The organism is Nocardia sp. NPDC049935 (genome assembly GCF_055586645.1).
The window spans coordinates 74,416-89,249 of record NZ_JBVJHV010000006.1 but is presented as its reverse complement, the minus strand read 5'-3'; the positions used below and the strand labels follow the sequence as shown (position 1 = coordinate 89,249).

The 14,834-nt window shown below is 65.2% G+C and carries 13 protein-coding genes; 7 read left to right on the top strand and 6 right to left on the bottom strand.

All coding sequences use genetic code 11. The annotated features are described in order from the left end of the window. Nucleotides 1-78 precede the first annotated feature (78 nt). Together ACZ6SF_RS22750 and ACZ6SF_RS22745 are read right to left on the bottom strand one after the other, a co-directional pair. Nucleotides 79-1,878, bottom strand: a complete 1,800-nt coding sequence (locus ACZ6SF_RS22750; RefSeq protein ID WP_466064237.1) for an N-acyl-D-amino-acid deacylase family protein — start codon at nucleotides 1,876-1,878, stop codon at nucleotides 79-81. Nucleotides 1,879-2,024: 146 nt separating this feature from the next. After that, complete coding sequence (locus ACZ6SF_RS22745) at nucleotides 2,025-2,618, bottom strand: TetR/AcrR family transcriptional regulator (protein ID WP_466064235.1); 594 nt, start codon at nucleotides 2,616-2,618, stop codon at nucleotides 2,025-2,027. 145 nt (nucleotides 2,619-2,763) lie between these two features. On the opposite strand from ACZ6SF_RS22745, the gene ACZ6SF_RS22740 reads away from it, so the two are divergent. Then, nucleotides 2,764-3,936, top strand: coding sequence for an aromatic ring-hydroxylating oxygenase subunit alpha (locus ACZ6SF_RS22740; RefSeq protein WP_466064233.1), 1,173 nt, complete (start codon nucleotides 2,764-2,766; stop codon nucleotides 3,934-3,936). 26 nt (nucleotides 3,937-3,962) lie between these two features. Beyond that, entirely contained in the window at nucleotides 3,963-5,123 is a 1,161-nt protein-coding gene (locus ACZ6SF_RS22735) for a hypothetical protein (protein WP_466064231.1), read from the top strand. A gap of 82 nt (nucleotides 5,124-5,205) precedes the next feature. On the opposite strand, the gene ACZ6SF_RS22730 is transcribed toward ACZ6SF_RS22735, so the two are convergent. Further along, entirely contained in the window at nucleotides 5,206-6,339 is a 1,134-nt protein-coding gene (locus tag ACZ6SF_RS22730; RefSeq protein ID WP_466064229.1) for an aromatic ring-hydroxylating oxygenase subunit alpha, read from the bottom strand. Between the two features lie 200 nt (nucleotides 6,340-6,539). Between ACZ6SF_RS22730 and ACZ6SF_RS22725 the strand changes: the two genes are divergently transcribed. From ACZ6SF_RS22725 to ACZ6SF_RS22705, 5 genes are all read left to right on the top strand, one after another. After that, nucleotides 6,540-8,021, top strand: coding sequence for a flavin-containing monooxygenase (locus tag ACZ6SF_RS22725; RefSeq protein ID WP_466064227.1), 1,482 nt, complete (start codon nucleotides 6,540-6,542; stop codon nucleotides 8,019-8,021). A gap of 136 nt (nucleotides 8,022-8,157) precedes the next feature. Continuing rightward, entirely contained in the window at nucleotides 8,158-9,075 is a 918-nt protein-coding gene (locus ACZ6SF_RS22720) for a hypothetical protein (protein WP_466064225.1), read from the top strand. 78 nt (nucleotides 9,076-9,153) lie between these two features. Beyond that, the gene (locus ACZ6SF_RS22715) at nucleotides 9,154-10,638 is read left to right on the top strand and encodes an FAD-dependent oxidoreductase (protein ID WP_466064223.1); all 1,485 of its coding nucleotides are present in this window, start codon (nucleotides 9,154-9,156) and stop codon (nucleotides 10,636-10,638) included. Continuing rightward, complete coding sequence (locus ACZ6SF_RS22710; protein WP_466064222.1) at nucleotides 10,635-11,672, top strand: hypothetical protein; 1,038 nt, start codon at nucleotides 10,635-10,637, stop codon at nucleotides 11,670-11,672. Before ACZ6SF_RS22715 ends, ACZ6SF_RS22710 begins: the two co-directional genes overlap by 4 nt. Before the next feature lie 32 nt (nucleotides 11,673-11,704). Next, complete coding sequence (locus ACZ6SF_RS22705) at nucleotides 11,705-12,364, top strand: TetR/AcrR family transcriptional regulator (RefSeq protein WP_466064220.1); 660 nt, start codon at nucleotides 11,705-11,707, stop codon at nucleotides 12,362-12,364. A 102-nt stretch (nucleotides 12,365-12,466) separates the two neighbouring features. Here ACZ6SF_RS22705 and ACZ6SF_RS22700 read toward each other — a convergent pair whose 3' ends face one another. Genes ACZ6SF_RS22700 through ACZ6SF_RS22690 form a run of 3 tightly spaced genes read right to left on the bottom strand, consistent with a single transcriptional unit; the run spans nucleotide 12,467 to nucleotide 14,817 of the window. After that, entirely contained in the window at nucleotides 12,467-13,321 is an 855-nt protein-coding gene (locus ACZ6SF_RS22700; RefSeq protein ID WP_466064217.1) for an ABC transporter permease, read from the bottom strand. A 1-nt stretch (nucleotide 13,322) separates the two neighbouring features. Then, nucleotides 13,323-14,144 carry an MlaE family ABC transporter permease gene (locus ACZ6SF_RS22695; RefSeq protein ID WP_466064215.1) on the bottom strand — a complete coding sequence of 274 codons (822 nt, stop codon included), beginning with the start codon at nucleotides 14,142-14,144 and terminating at the stop codon, nucleotides 13,323-13,325. 4 nt (nucleotides 14,145-14,148) lie between these two features. Next, complete coding sequence (locus ACZ6SF_RS22690) at nucleotides 14,149-14,817, bottom strand: hypothetical protein (RefSeq protein ID WP_466064213.1); 669 nt, start codon at nucleotides 14,815-14,817, stop codon at nucleotides 14,149-14,151. Between the last annotated feature and the right edge of the window lie 17 nt (nucleotides 14,818-14,834).

The window sequence follows — 14,834 nt, the reverse complement described above, 5'->3', positions numbered from 1 at the left end:
GGATTCCGCGCACCGCATGACCCCGGGCCGGAGCGGCGGGCCGCATCGCCTCCTGCCGTCTCCGGCAGTACGGTGACGCTATCGCCCGGCAGGTGCAGCAGAGCGGTCGCGTGTGTCCCTGGGAGGCGCGGGTGCGGGGCGGCCCGCCCGTAGGAAGCTACCGGTGCGTTCGACTCCGACGATCGATGTGGGCTCGTCGTCGGCGAACACCGTCCGGCCGCCGACCATGACCGCTGAGACCACGCCGCTGTTCCGGTTCACCATGCGCGACATTTCGCCGAAGGCTACGACGGTGTCCTCGGCGTAGGCGTCGAGGCGGTCGTCGAGGTACGCGGGGTCGATGACGACGAGATCGGCGCGATCACCCGGGCGCAGGTGCCCGGCATCGATCCCGTACCAGTCGGCCAGTTCGCCGGTCATCCGGTGGACGGCGTATTCCGTGCTCATGAACGGCCGACCGGCCCGCTCGGCGTCGTGCACCCGGCGTAGCAGCCGGAGTCCACTGTTGTAGAAGGCCATATTGCGCAGATGGGCGCCGGCATCGGAGAAGCCCATCTGGATCCCGGGTTGCCGCGCCAGGTTGTTGAGCACCGCGGGACGGTGGTTGGAGATCGTGGTGCGCCAGCGCACCGCTCGTCCGTGCTCGACCACGAGGTCGAGGAAGGCGTCGACCGGATGCAGTCCGCCGCGTTCGATGCCGACCTGCCCGAACGATTTGCCGATCACCGAGGTGTCGGGGCACGACACGATTTCGGCGTCGAAGAAGTCCCGGTGCCATACGCGGATGCCGAATTTCTTCTCGTAGTCCTTGCGGAACCGGCGGCGGTAGTCCTCGTCGCGCATGATGCGGTCGCGCTCGGGACTGTCCTGTACATGCTGTGCCAGGCAGCCCGCGCCGAACTCTTCGAAGATCACGAAGTCGATGCCGTCGGCGTACACCTCGAACGGCACCGGCAGATGCTGCCAGCGGAAATCACCACCCAGCCTGTTGATCAGGTTCGCGGGCGGGCCCATGACGTGCATGGCGAACGGATTGGATTTGACGTCGGCCGCGGAGAGCAGCGTCGTTTTGAGGTTGGGGCGCAGAATTCCCAGCGACTGCACCATCTGGGACAGGATATTGAGCGGATTCTCGATATCGGGCCCGGATTGCAGTACTCGCCCGCGCTTGCGGACGAGGGTTTTGAGCCGGCGCAGTTCCCGAGGGCCGGCGTAGGTGGAAGGCAAGGTGCGTGACCGGCAGGTCTGCCCGTCCAGGCGATCGAATTTCAGCTGCTGCGAGGACAGTCCCACGAAGCCGGCGTCGAGCGCTTCACGCAGCCAGGTCAGCATCCGCTCGTGCTCGGCACGTGTGGGTTTCACATCACCGCGCGTGGCGCGGTCCAACCCCATTGCCGCCGCTCGCATATCGGAGTGACCGATGAACGCCGCGATATTCGCGCCGAGCGGCCGTGCCTGCAGCGCGGCGATGTACTCCTCCGCGGTCGACCAGTTCTTGTGCCGTTCGACCGCGTCGATCACATGATCGCGGGGGATCGCCTCCACCCGCCCGAACAGATCGCCGGCATCGACCCCGCCGACGTGGACGGTGGACAGCGAGCACGACCCGATCAGGACGGTGGTGACCCCGTGCCGCAGGGACTCCGACAGTGACGGGCTGTCGAGAACCTCGACGTCGTAGTGGGTGTGGATATCGATCATGCCCGGAATGACCCAGCGGCCGGTGGCGTCGACGACCCGGCCGCAACCGCTGGAGTCGAGGGGCGTTTCCGAGATAGCGGCGATTCGGCCGTCCCGGATGCCGATATCGCGGACAGCCGAAGGCGCGCCGGTACCGTCGAACCACCGAGCGTGGCGAAGGATTGTGTCGTAGGTCATATATTCATGGAACCGCTCGGCCGCGCGCCGGTCAATGGATTGACCGAACATTGCTGTCATTGTGTCTAGTCAGGCTCGGTGCCGGGTGGCCGTAAGGCCGACCCGAATCCGACCCCTGCAGTGGGTGGTCGGGTCTTCGCGAACGGTCAGCGCATCGACTTCGGGGCGACCCAGGTGCGGAGGTAGGTCCGCAGGGCGGAACCGGAACGCGGGGGATCGCCGGGGTCGATGATGAAGGACTGCAGGGTGCGCAGCATATGCTCGGCCAGGCCGTCCAGGTCGTGGTCGGCCCATCCGTGACCCGTCCAGTCGACATCGGAGCGTTCCAAGATCCCGCGTGCCGAGCGCAGGGCGCTATCGGAGGTCACCGCCGGGATGAAGTCACCGTGGCCGGTGTCGGCGAACAACAGTGCGAACCTGCGGTTCGCGCGCAGCCGTTCCAGGGTGATCGCGATACCCTCGACGACCGTCTCGGCGGGGTCGGTCAGGCCCGACAGCGCGCCGGTGAGATCGTCGAGCAATTCGACGGCCGCGTGGGCGGCGGTGGCCTGCAGGAGTGCGTCGGTGCTGGTGAAGTATCGGTAGACGGTCTGTCTGGTCACGCCGAGTCGTTCGGCGACGCGCAGGATGCTCAGGTCGCGCTCGCCGGTGTCGACGATGTCCGCGGCCGCGCGCAGGATGCGCTGTACCGCCTCGGCGTCGCTGGCCGGGGCCGCGCCGGACCATCCGTGAGTGCGCACCCGATCCCTTTCCTGTGGACGCGAACCAGCATATGTGTTGTTTTCCGGCGGTGCGCCGTTGCGATCCGCCGGAATCCGCCATTTCGACTAGACAGTAGAAGCGGTCTGTGTATGGTCTGGGTAGGCACTCTTCGAAGGAGATCCCATGACCTCGACGATCGGCACGCCGACCCCGTTGAATCAGGACCTGACACGGCGGGGACTGGATCTGGCAATCGCGAAGACCACCGATATGGCGGCCACCACCCTGCGAGTTCCGCTGGGCTACTACCGTGACGACAAGCTCACCGAACTCGAGGAGTCGGCGATTCTGCGCCGCGTGCCGATCCCGGTCCTGGCGACCGCGCAGATCCCCGCACCCGACGACTACGTGGTCCGATCGGTGATCGGCGATTCCCTGCTCATCACCCGCGATCGTCACGGGCAGGCGCATGTCTTTCTGAACTACTGCCGACATCGGGGGGCGATGCCGGCCTGCGGCTCGGGTAACGCGCGCCGCTTCACCTGCCCTTACCATGCCTGGGTTTACGACAACACCGGAAAGCTGCGGGGGATCCCGGGAAAGGACGGTTTCGCCGATCTCGACCGGGAGCGGTACGGCCTGGTGGAACTGCCCAGCGAAGAACGCCACGGCTTCATCTGGGCGGTGCTGACCGCCGACGCGGATATCGATCTCGACGCGCATCTGGGCTCGATGGGGCCGGAACTGGCGCAGTGGCACTACGAGTCCTACGGATACCACGACGAACGGGTCCTGACCTCCGAAGTCAGCTGGAAGGGCGCGCTGGAGGCGTTCGCCGAGGGATATCATTTCCCGTTCGTGCACGGCGAGAGCGTGATCGGCATGAACACGCTGGCGAATACCCATGTCTACGATGAGTTCGGTACTCATCACCGAATCGGCTTCCCCTTCTCCTGGATCACCGAACTCCAGGGAAGCGAACCCGGCGAAGCCTGGGACCCGGTGCGTCAGATGGGACTCATCTACTGGGTCTATCCGAATCTGATCCTCGCCAACAGCCCGGTCGGGGTCGAGGTCATCGATATCCTCCCGGCGGGCTCTGCCACCACCTGTACGGTGCGGCACAGTTGGATGGCGAAGTATCCGGCAACCGACGACGCTCAACGCACCGTGTACGACGAGATCTTCGCTCAGGTGCACGCGGCGGTCCGCGACGAGGATTTCGCAATGCTCCCGCAGTGCGGCGAGGGGGTGCGCCGAGGGCAGCACGACCATATGATCATCGGCCGCAACGAGATCGGTGTGCAGCACATGATCAAGGTCGTATCGGAAAAGCTCGGTGTCTCGCTGGCCTAGCCGCGCCGCCGGGGTGAGAGGGAACAATGAATACCTGCACAGCGGAGTTCGACCGCTTGGCGCGGCCCCTGAGTGGTGTGCGCTGCGACGGTAATCCGATAGTCGAGTTCACCAGCCCGTTCGCTTTGCAGAATTGGACCCTGCCGGTCGTCGAATTGCTGATGATCGCCGGGATGTTCGCCTGCCTCGTACACGGCATCCGCTGGTATCGCCGGACCGGAGACGGCACCAATCTCGTCATATGGTGCACCGGGATCGTGGCTCTGCTGATCATCGAACCGATAGCCTATTTCCCGCAGTGGTTCGGGCTCGAAGAGTTCATGGGCCTGACCTTCGTGCACAATCAGTTCTCGGTGCAATTCCTGTTCGACCGGCTACCGCTGTACATCGTCGCGATGTACCCGCTGTACGGATATCTCTCCTATGTGCTGGTTCAGCGCACCGGAGTTTTCCGCAAGTACCATCCGATCGTCGGCGCGGTCTGCGTTTCGTTCGTATTCCACTGTTTGTTCGAGGTATTGGACACGGTGGCGCCGCAGTTCCGGTGGTGGAACTGGAACACCGATCCCGCGGCGGCCCCGACAGCGGTACCGGCGCTGGATGTGGTGCCGTTGATGAATATGCAGGCGTTCACGATCGGTCTGCCGTTCGGGATGGTGCTGGCCGCCCGATGGATCTGCCGGACCCCATACCGCGGTGCGCCGGTCCTGTTCCGCGACACGGTCCTCGTGAGCCTGCTGGTCTGGCCGATTCAATTGCTGTGCAGCGCCCCGGCGGCGCTGTTGAGCGTGCTCGGGATGCGTCTGGAGACCGCGCGGTCGCTCACAATCTGGGGCTACATCGCCCTCGTCGCGATCATCGGGTCCGCGGCACTGGCCGGCGCCTACCGCGCCCGGGTTCACGATCCGGCACTGGTGCCCACTGAACTGCGGCGGGACTTCTTTCCGCTGATCTATTCCGTCATCTATCTCGCTGTCGGCGCTGCGTTCTGGATCGCCGGTGCCCCGGACAACCTGGGCGCGGTCGACGGGGTGACCCCGGACGGCGCTCCGGTGGGTTCGTTCGCCTATGGAATGCTCGCCTTCGCCGTGTCGGTGGTGTTGCTCGCTGTCTGTTACGCCGGTACGACCGGGCCGGTGGCGTCCGGCCGCGACCGCGAGGACGACGATACGGTGGTCGCCTCGTAATCCCGCCCGTGACAACCGCGAGACCGGTGCGGCCGAAGCGAGTTCCAGGAGGGGTCGGTCGCCGGCGCGGCCAGTTCGGAACTCACGACCGGTCGTCGGACAGGGCCTTCTCCCAGACCGAGGCGAAGTGGTGTAGCAGTGGCTCGTTGCGGCCGAAGATCACTTCCTCGACTCCGGCCTCGATCCCGCGCTGGCAGGCCTCGGCGGCGGGAAAGTCCTCATCGTGCAGAACCCGGCACGCGGCCTCCAATCCACCGGTGTGCCATTGCACGTCCTGGTCGGTGACGATGGGTGTGACGGACCCGTAGGACAGATACGCCACGGACATCCCGGGGGTGTCGCCCGGATACAGGCGCAGCATCTGGGTGCTGCCGGGTGCTTCGATGAGGACGCACGTCGGGAAGAGTCCGTAGACGACGGTGCCGAAGAACTGTTCGGGCCATTCGGTTTCCGCGACGTCGCGATACCGGGCGATATCGCGGAACGGGAAGGCCCAGCGGGCGTGGCGGCCGAAGGTGTCGTACACCGAATTATTGGTGACCAGTGGATCGAGGGTGGTGCTGTGCACGAACGGAAAGTGATAGCCCTCGAAGTTGATGTCCATCGCAAGTTTCCAGTTGGTTCTCAGCTCGAAACGGCGGGTCCGGAAATGGGTGTACTCGGCGAAGGTGTACTCGGCGAGTTCCTCGGCCACCGCATCCAGATGACCCTCCGGCTCCACGTGCGCCGACAGTCCGATCGTGATCAATCCGCACTCTTCGCTGATCGGCAATCGGCGCAGTCCACGCTGTCCGAGGTCGATACCCGCGAACATCTTGCGCGCCGGAACTCCGGTGAGACGGCCGTCGAGGTTGTAGGTCCAGCCGTGGTAGGGGCAGGTGAAGCGGGGCGCAGTCCCGCTACCGGCGGCGACCTGGGCGCCGCGATGCGCGCAGCCGTTGACGAACGCGCCCAGCTCGCCGTCACGGTTCCGGCTGATCAGCACCGGAACGCCCAGGACGTCCTTGGTGGTGTAAGAACCGGGTTCGGCGACCTCGCCGGACCATCCGACGACGTGCGGAACGCGGCGCAGCATCCGTAGATCGTCCTCGAATCTCGCGGGGTCGGTGAATGTCTCGCGCGCCTCCGACCAGGTGGATTCGGCGATATCGAGGGTGTCGTCCTCGATATGACGCAGCACACGACGGGTGAGTTCAGCGGCTTCGCGACGGACCATCGTCATTCTCCTGACAGTTCTCGATGAACCGGCCGGGTATGGGCAGGCGCGGTTCGGTAGTGGCACGCGATCGCCTGCGCAGCCTGCCGATGACCATACGCTCAATATGATTCGAATGACACGAGTTGGAAAAAGCGGTCGATGTTGTGCAAGTTTGTCAGATCAGAACATACGAGAAGTATGGACTGTATGGTCATAGTATGGGAGCGACGCTGGACGCGGTGATAGTCGGTGCCGGTTTCTCGGGCTTGGCCGCCGCGATCGAATTGGGCAGGCTCGGGTACGAGCGGATCGTCGTCGTCGAACGCGAGGACGACCTCGGCGGAACATGGCACGTCAATCGTTATCCGGGCGTCGCGGTCGATATCTTCTCGACGACCTACCAGTACTGGTTCGAGCCGAACCCGCGCTGGAAGCATCTCTATGCCGAGGGTGCGGAGCTGAAGGAGTATGCCGACCATGTCGCCGAGAAATACGACGTGCGGCGTTACATGCGCTTCGGTGTCGCGGTACAGCGCGCGGTCTGGGATGAGGCCGAGGAAGTATGGCGGGTCGACCTGGACGACGGCGACACGCTGACGGCCCGGTTCCTGATCGGTGCGACCGGATTCCTCTCCCAGCGCCACTATCCCGATATCCCGGGGCTCGACACCTTCGCGGGCCGTATCGTGCATACGACCTGGTGGGACCCGGACAACGATTTCACCGGCCGCCGGGTCGGTGTCATCGGCACCGGTGCCACCTCGGTGCAGTTGCTTCCCCGGCTCGCCGGCCGGGTTCGCGACCTGACGGTATACCAGCGCACGCCGATCTGGGTGACACCCAAGTTCGATTTTCCGGTACCCGCCGCCGCGCGACGGCTGTTCGCCGCGTTCCCGGCGGTGCACCGGGTGCTGAGCGTGCTCACCGACACTCTCTACCAGATAATCCTGATGTCCGCGGTGCTCGACCACGACCGGTACAGATGGTTGAGTGCCTTCGTCGAATGGCAGTGCCGGGCGCTGCTGTTCCTCTCGGTCCGCGACCGTGGTCTGCGCCGGCGGCTGACGCCGGACTACTCCTTCGGCTGCAAGCGGCCGTCGCTGTCCAACTCCTACTACCGGATGTTCGCGCGTTCGAATGTCCACCTGGTGACCGACGGAATGGATCACATCGAACCGGACGGGATAGTCGCTCGTGACGGCAGCAAGACCACCCTCGATACGCTGGTGCTGGCCACCGGCTTCGACGTATGGGAGCACAGTTTCCCGGCGTTCGAGACGGTCGGGCGAGGTGGCGTCGATCTCGGCGCCTGGTGGCGGGAACGGCGCTACGAGTCCTACCAGGGAGTGACCGTGCCGAACTTCCCCAACTACATCGCGCTGACCTGTCCGTGGGCTTTCACGGGCCTGTCGTTCTTCGATACGATCCGGCAGCAGATGGTCCATCTCGATCGCCTGTTCGGCGCGATGCGGCGCCGGGGTGCCACCACCTTCGAGGTGACCGATGCGGCCAGCCGCCGATTCGTCCAGCGGATGCGCACCCGGTCGAACAGCGGTGTGATCTACCAGGGCAATTGTGCGACCTCCAATACCTACTATCTGAACCGGTACGGCGAGGCTGCCTGGTTCCGGCCCACCTCGACCCGGGAGGCGCTCGACGAGCAGGCGCGATTCCCGATCGACGATTACCGGCTCGCCTGACTGATAGCTGCTTCGGTCCCGACGGGGATCGGGGGATGCCGCATTGCAACCTCCAAAAAAACAGACAAAGCTGTTATTTAATTCTATGATGAGAACCGGGCCGGGCCGGGCCCGTGAACGAGGACGAGGAGAAGTGGTGTCCACTCTCGACAAGGTGTTGATAGCCGCGTGCGGCGTGTTCGTGGCGTTGAATGTCTGGGCGGCCGCGGGTCCGGGCGGGATGGGGCTACCGGTCCCCGCGCAGGTAGTGGTCGCGGCGGCGCTGTTCGTCCTGCTGCTGGGACATATGTGGAAGCATCTCGGCACCGCGCTCATGCTGGCGTTCTTCGCCACCGGGTCGGTGCTCGAATGGGCCTTCGAACAGTCCAACATCAGCTTCGGCGGTTTCATCTGGGGCGACCTGCGATACGGCGACGACATCGGTGTCTTCACCATTCATCTGGGTGACGTTCCGCTGGCGGTCCCGTTGATGATGGCAGTCATCCTCTGGCCGACCTACGCCATGGTCAATCTCGCCCTGGACGGCCGCGTCCTCGTCGACCCGCGCACCATGACCTGGTGGCAGATCGTCTGGCGCTGCGGGCTCTACGGCATGGTCCATTCCTGGCTGATGCTGGTCTACAACAACGAGTGCGAGAAGGTCGGGCTGTATCACTGGGTCGGGCGCACGCTGGAATACCCGGCGGCCGATGTCTTCCTCGGTGACCCGACCGCGCCGCGGGGCTGGGCCATCTACGTCTTCGTCACCATGCTGGTCGTCACGTTCGTGATGATGCCGCTGCTGGGCAGGACCGCCGTCGACAAGGCCGCTGCGCGCCGCCTCGAGTGGTCCGATGCCGCGCCGATCGTGCTGATGGGCGTGATGAGTGTGCAGATCTACCTCAACCCGACCAACCTCACCGTCGGCAATGTCTCGCTGTGGACGCTGGGCTTCTTCGCGGCGTTCGCCGGCTACCGGTTCGTGGCGGTCATCCGCGAAGAACGCTCCGAATCGGCCGCCGTGACCCCGGGCGAACGGCTCCGGCCGGTCGGGGGCGGGGAACCGGCCAGGTAACCCGGAATCGGCCCTATTGGGTGATCGGACAGCAACGTGCCCGGTGTATGGCGGGCTCCAGAGAAAGGTAAGGACATAATGGCGACTTCGGGCCACGCAGTGGTGATCGGAGCCAGTATCGGCGGACTGTGCGCCGCTCGGGCGTTGCAGAAGCGGTTCGCGACGGTGACGATTCTCGAGGCGGATGCCCTCCCGTCAGATCCGCAGGGACGACGCGGCACACCGCAGGCATGGCACAACCATTTCCTGCTGGCCGCGGGGCGGCAGGCCATCGAGGGGCTGTTCCCCGGTTTCACCGACCAGCTGATGGACAAGGGCGGCTGTGAGATCGACCCCGGCCTGCAAGCCGCGAATTGCCTGATCAACGGGTGGGCCGGACGTTCGGCCACCGATATGCGGATGTATTTCGCCTCGCGTCCCACCGTCGAGCTGACGATCCGTGAGTTCGTCGGGGATGATCCCGCGGTCACTCTGCTGGAGGAGTCCCGGGTACTGCGGCTGCTGTCGGACGAGGATGGCACGACGTCCGCGGTGACGGGGGTTACCTACCGCGATCGTGAAGGGCAAACGCACGATCTGGCCGCCGATCTCGTCGTCGACGCCGGTGGACGGGGAAGCCGGGCGGCCACCTGGATGAAGGAGTTCGGCCTGGAACTGGAGGAGCTGACGCTCGACGCGAAGGTCAAGTATTCCTCCCGGTGGTACAAGTGGCCGACCACGGATCTGCCGTGGTACCGATTCCTCACCACCTTCCCGGACCCGAACCCGCAGGCGCCACGGGAACATCAGTATCTGTGCTCGGTGTTTCCGATCGAGAACGATTCGTTCATCGCGGTGATGGGCTCATGGGGTCTCGATATGCCCACCGACGCCGAATCGTTCGAGGCGGCGGCCGCGAAAACACGGACACGGGAGTTCTCGCGCCTGCTGGAGGCCTCCGAACCGCTGACCGATATCCACCACACCCGCTCGACCCAGAACATCTGGCGGCGCTACGACCGACTGGCCAACCCGCCGCGCGGATTCATCGCTCTCGGTGACGCCGTCTGCGCCTTCAACCCCATCTACGCTCAGGGTATGTCGTGCGCGGCGACCGCCGCGGTGATCGCCGGCCGGTTGGCGGAAACCGTGGATCCGGGCGCCGCGCAGTTCCCGGTCCGGTTCTACGCCGAGCAGGCGGCCTTCCTCAAAGGCGCCTGGGTGCTGGCACTGTCGCGGGATGCCGGATACGAACAGGCCGTCGGCAGCGAAGCCCTGCCCGAGGGTTTCCGCAAGCGGCTGATGCGCCGCACGACCTGGCCGGTATTCCATTTCGTCTCCCAGGCGTGCTGGGAAGACGCGGCGGTGCAATATCATTTCGACCGCGTCTACAACCTGCAGGAGACGGTGTTCGATCTGCTGCGGAATCCCCGAGTGATCGCCGGTCTCGTCCGGTACGGAGTGAAAGCGGCACTGCGGCTGAGCAAGATCCCGCCCGCGGTGTCGCCGGAGCTCCCGCCGCCGGATACCATCTACACCTCGCCGCGTGACACCGCGCCCGGCCGGGTGCCGGCATTGCGATGAGGTTCAACAACCCGCTGGAGATCGCCTGGCAGCTGCATGCGCTGGATCTGCTCATGCTTGTGATCAATATCGTGGCCGTGACCTACTCGATCAGCCGATACCGGCGGGGTAGCCCGATATATCTGGTGCTGTGGTTGTCGGCATTGTTCTACGGTCTCATCCTGGAGTTCACCACCGGCATGATGATCTCGCGCAGCTATATCCAGGGCGAGTTCACGGTGATGCTGACAACGGGCGATATCCCCGGCTACCAGACCGATATGCCGTTCTACATCCTGCTGCTGTATCCGACGTTCAACTTCCTCGGGTTCATGCTGATCGAGGCCTTCGGAATCCGCTCGATCACGGCCCGGGCGATGTCGGCGGGCGTGTTCACGGTACTGCTCGACGCGCCCTATGTGGTCAACGGTCCGTTAGCGCATGTGGGCTGGTGGGAGTGGCTGGACTGGACGCTGGGCGGTCGGCATATCTTCCAGTACTGGTATGGATGGCCGATGGCCGATGCGATGTGGGAACTCACCTGGCCGCCACTGCTGATGTGGCTGGTGTGGCAGTGGGAGCGACGATCCGCTTTCTCGGAGACCGCGATCGCCGCGGCGCGCGCGCGACCCTGGCGGACCCTGGTGGGTGTGCCGATACTGGTCGGGGCGATTGTCAACGTCGGCGGAATGGTGGTGGCCTTCCCGATTTCGATCGCCATCGGATTCGATCTGCCGCACTACCCGTTCGTGATCGCGGTGGCCTTGCTCCTCGGTACCGTGTTCCTGTTCAGCAGCAAGCGACCGGTCGGGATGCCACCGGTCGGCTGGGCACTGCTGGGGATCTATGTCCTCGGCTACGGAGTGGTCACCATGGCGAATTTCGCGGCCGATCCGGTGCCCGCAGGGCAGATCGTAATCGTGACCACCGCCATGGCGGTCGCGGTGGTGCTGTCGGCGTACGCGTACTACGCGCACCGCCGGGACACTCTGGGCGCCCGCGATGCGGGCGCGAGTGCCGAACCGGTGACCGCCGCGGGCGTTCCCGCGCGGTAACCTCGACGGATGTGCGAGACCCGGTGCGGCCTATGAGCGATTCGTCGGCAGTTCCCCGGGTCCGCCGGCGCGGCCGGCCCCCCAAACAACTGGGCCGGCCGCCCGGCAGCACCGCGGAGGAGACGGTGGCGCGATTGCTCGACGCCGCGCAAGCGCATTTCGGCATGTACGGATACTCGGGTGCGCGGATGACCGAGATCGCCGCCGCCGCCGGGTTGACGCATTCGTCGATTTATCAATACTTCGCGTCCAAACGCGATCTCTACCGGGCCGCGTTCGACGCGGCCCAGACCGAGATACTGCCGGAATACCTCGAGGCGATCGATACGGCGGGAACCTTCCGGGAACAGATCAAAGCGATTTTCCGGGCCTCGGCCCGCACGCATGCGCGCAAGCCGTCCGTTACGCCGTTCTTGGCGTCCATGCCGGTCGAGATCCGCCGCCACCCCGATCTGCTCGAATCGCTCGCGGCCGAGGGAACTCGGCTGATGACGCCGATGAACGCCATGTTCGCCGCCGCGCGGGAGCGAGGCGAGATACCGCCCGGCACCGAGGACGCGGATCTGATCGTCGCCTTCATCGGTGCGGCGATGGGGGTGGGCCTACTCTCCTATGGCCTGTCCGCGGAGGCGATGGATCCGGCGGTGGAGATTCTGCTGTCGGCGTTCGACGGAGGATTCTTCACGGGCTGATCCCGGTCGGCGGCGGCTACCGAGTGCACTGGGAACGGCTGCTGCCGATAGTGTCACGTGACACCTATCGGCATCAGTGCCGGAGCACCTGGCCCCGATTGCTCAACCGCCGAGACGAGCGCCTGCGTCGAAGCCCCAGAGCGCCATGGTCAGCAGCAGGTTCACGCAGATCATGAGCGTGATGCAGGCCCGCATCGCCCGCCCCGCCGCGATCCCCACACCTTCCGGCCCCCCGGTGGAGAAGTAGCCGAAGTAGCACTGGATCGTGGTGGTGAGAACGACGAAAACAACCGCCTTCGACAGGGAGTAGAGGATATCCGTGGCGCTGAGCACCATATGGAAGTAATGGTCGTAGGTTCCGGGGGCATGGCTGCCGGCGATGCCGATCGCGAGCTCCACCGCGACGAAGTTGGCGACCAGGCACACCAGGTACAGGGGCACGATGGCGGTGATCGCCGCCATCAGCCGAGTGGTCACCAGGTAGGGAATCGACCGGATGGCCAGTGATTCCATCGCATCGATCTCCTCGGCGATGCGCATGGCGCCCAGCTGTGCGGTGAATCGGCACCCCGCCTGCGCCGCGAAGGCGAGTGACGCCATGATCGGGGCGAGTTCCCGGGTGGAGGCGGTGGCGGAGATCAGTCCGGTCGCGGGTCCGATACCCAGCAATTTCAGCGCGTTGAAGCCCTCGATACCGACCAGGGCCCCGGCGGAGGCACCGAGAACGATAATGATCCCGGCCGTTCCGCCACCGACGATCAGGGAACCGTTTCCCCAGCTGACCATGGATATGAGCCGCAGGAGTTCGGTGCGGTAGTGCCGGAGGACGATCGGGATGCCGGCGAGCGCACGCGCGAAGAACAGCGCCATATGCCCGATTCGCATGACGGCCGATACCGGCGGCCCGGCGGCGCGGACGACTGCGCCCAGGCCCAGGGGGTAGTACGGGGCGGCCACCTCAGAGCGCCTGCCGTGGGAAGAGCATGGTGTAGACCTGGGTGAAGCCCACGTTGACCACCATCAGCAGCACGATCGAGGCCACCACCGCGGCGTTGACCGAATCGGCGACGCCGCCCGGTCCGCCCTTCGTGCTCAACCCCTTCTGGCAGGCGACGATGGTGACGATCATGCCGAAGACGACGGCTTTCACCATCGCGAGGTACATATCACCGAGCGTGGCGAACGAGGAGAAGGTGGCCAGGAAGCTGCCCGGTGTTCCGCCCTGTACGTAGACGTTGAACAGGTAGCTGGCCAGGAATCCGACGTAGGCGCTGAGCCCGGTCAATCCGACCGCTACCACGATCCCGGCCGCCACTCGCGGCACCACCAGTGTGCGCAGCACGGAGACGCCCATCACCTCGAGCGCGGCGATCTCGTCGCGGATCGTACGCGATCCGAGATCGGCACAGATCGCCGAGCCCACCGCCGTAGCGAGCAGCATGGCGGTGACCACCGGTGCGGCCTGCCGGATCACGGCCAGACCGCTGGCCGCACCGGACAGTGAGGTCGCGCCGACCTGGCCGGCGAGCAATCCGAACTGGATCGACAGCGTGGCGCTGATCGGGATCGCTACCGCCAGTGTCGGCAGGTAGGACGTCTTGATCATGAACGCGGCCTGCCGGACGAACTCGCGGTAGGCGAAACTCCCGGTCGCGATATCGATCACCAGGTACTGCAGGGCGCGTGTCCCCATCACGAACTGTGCGCCGACCGTGTTCAGTGCGGCGACCGGATGATCCCGGACGTAGGACCGCCCCCACCGCTCGAGTTGAATTGTCATGGAGTCACACCATTTCCACTTTGCCGGCCAGCCAACGGTCGCCGGCGCGCTCCATGGTCATCAGGATCCGGCTGCGATCGAGCCGGGGTTCGGGGCTCTGCGTGTTGGTGACGAGTTGGTCGACGAACAGCATCACCTCGACCCGGTCCTCGGTCGCGGACTTGATGCTGGAATCGACCACCTGGCCCTTGCTCACCGCGTTGTTCTCGACGAGCAGGGATTTCAGCTGGGTACTGGACTGTGCGTACATATCCTTGAACTCGCCGGTGGCACCGTCGAGGACCTCGGTGAAATTCTTGTCGACGGATTGGGCGTCGATGCTGGTGAGTGTCACCGCGTAGGCGCGGGCGGCCGTCGCGGCCTCCTCGGCGGCGGAATCGACAGTGCTGCGCTCGTTCAATTTCCAGCCCAGCACCGCCGCCGTGACGGTCGCGGCCACCAACAGCACGACCACCGCGCCGGCGCCGAGCCGCAGGGTCCACTGCTGCCTCGGGGTCCGTGCCGAGGTCCGCCGCGCGGTTCCCGCTTCCGCGTCGCCGGAGCCGGATTCCGTGCTGTCGTGCCGATCGGAATCGCCGTCTCCCGTGGTGGTATCCGCGATGGGTTCGGGTTTCGGGATGTCCGTATCCGGCTCGGTGGTTGTCTTGTCTGTTTCGGTTGGTGTGCTCGTCACCGGCTACTCCTGAGTGT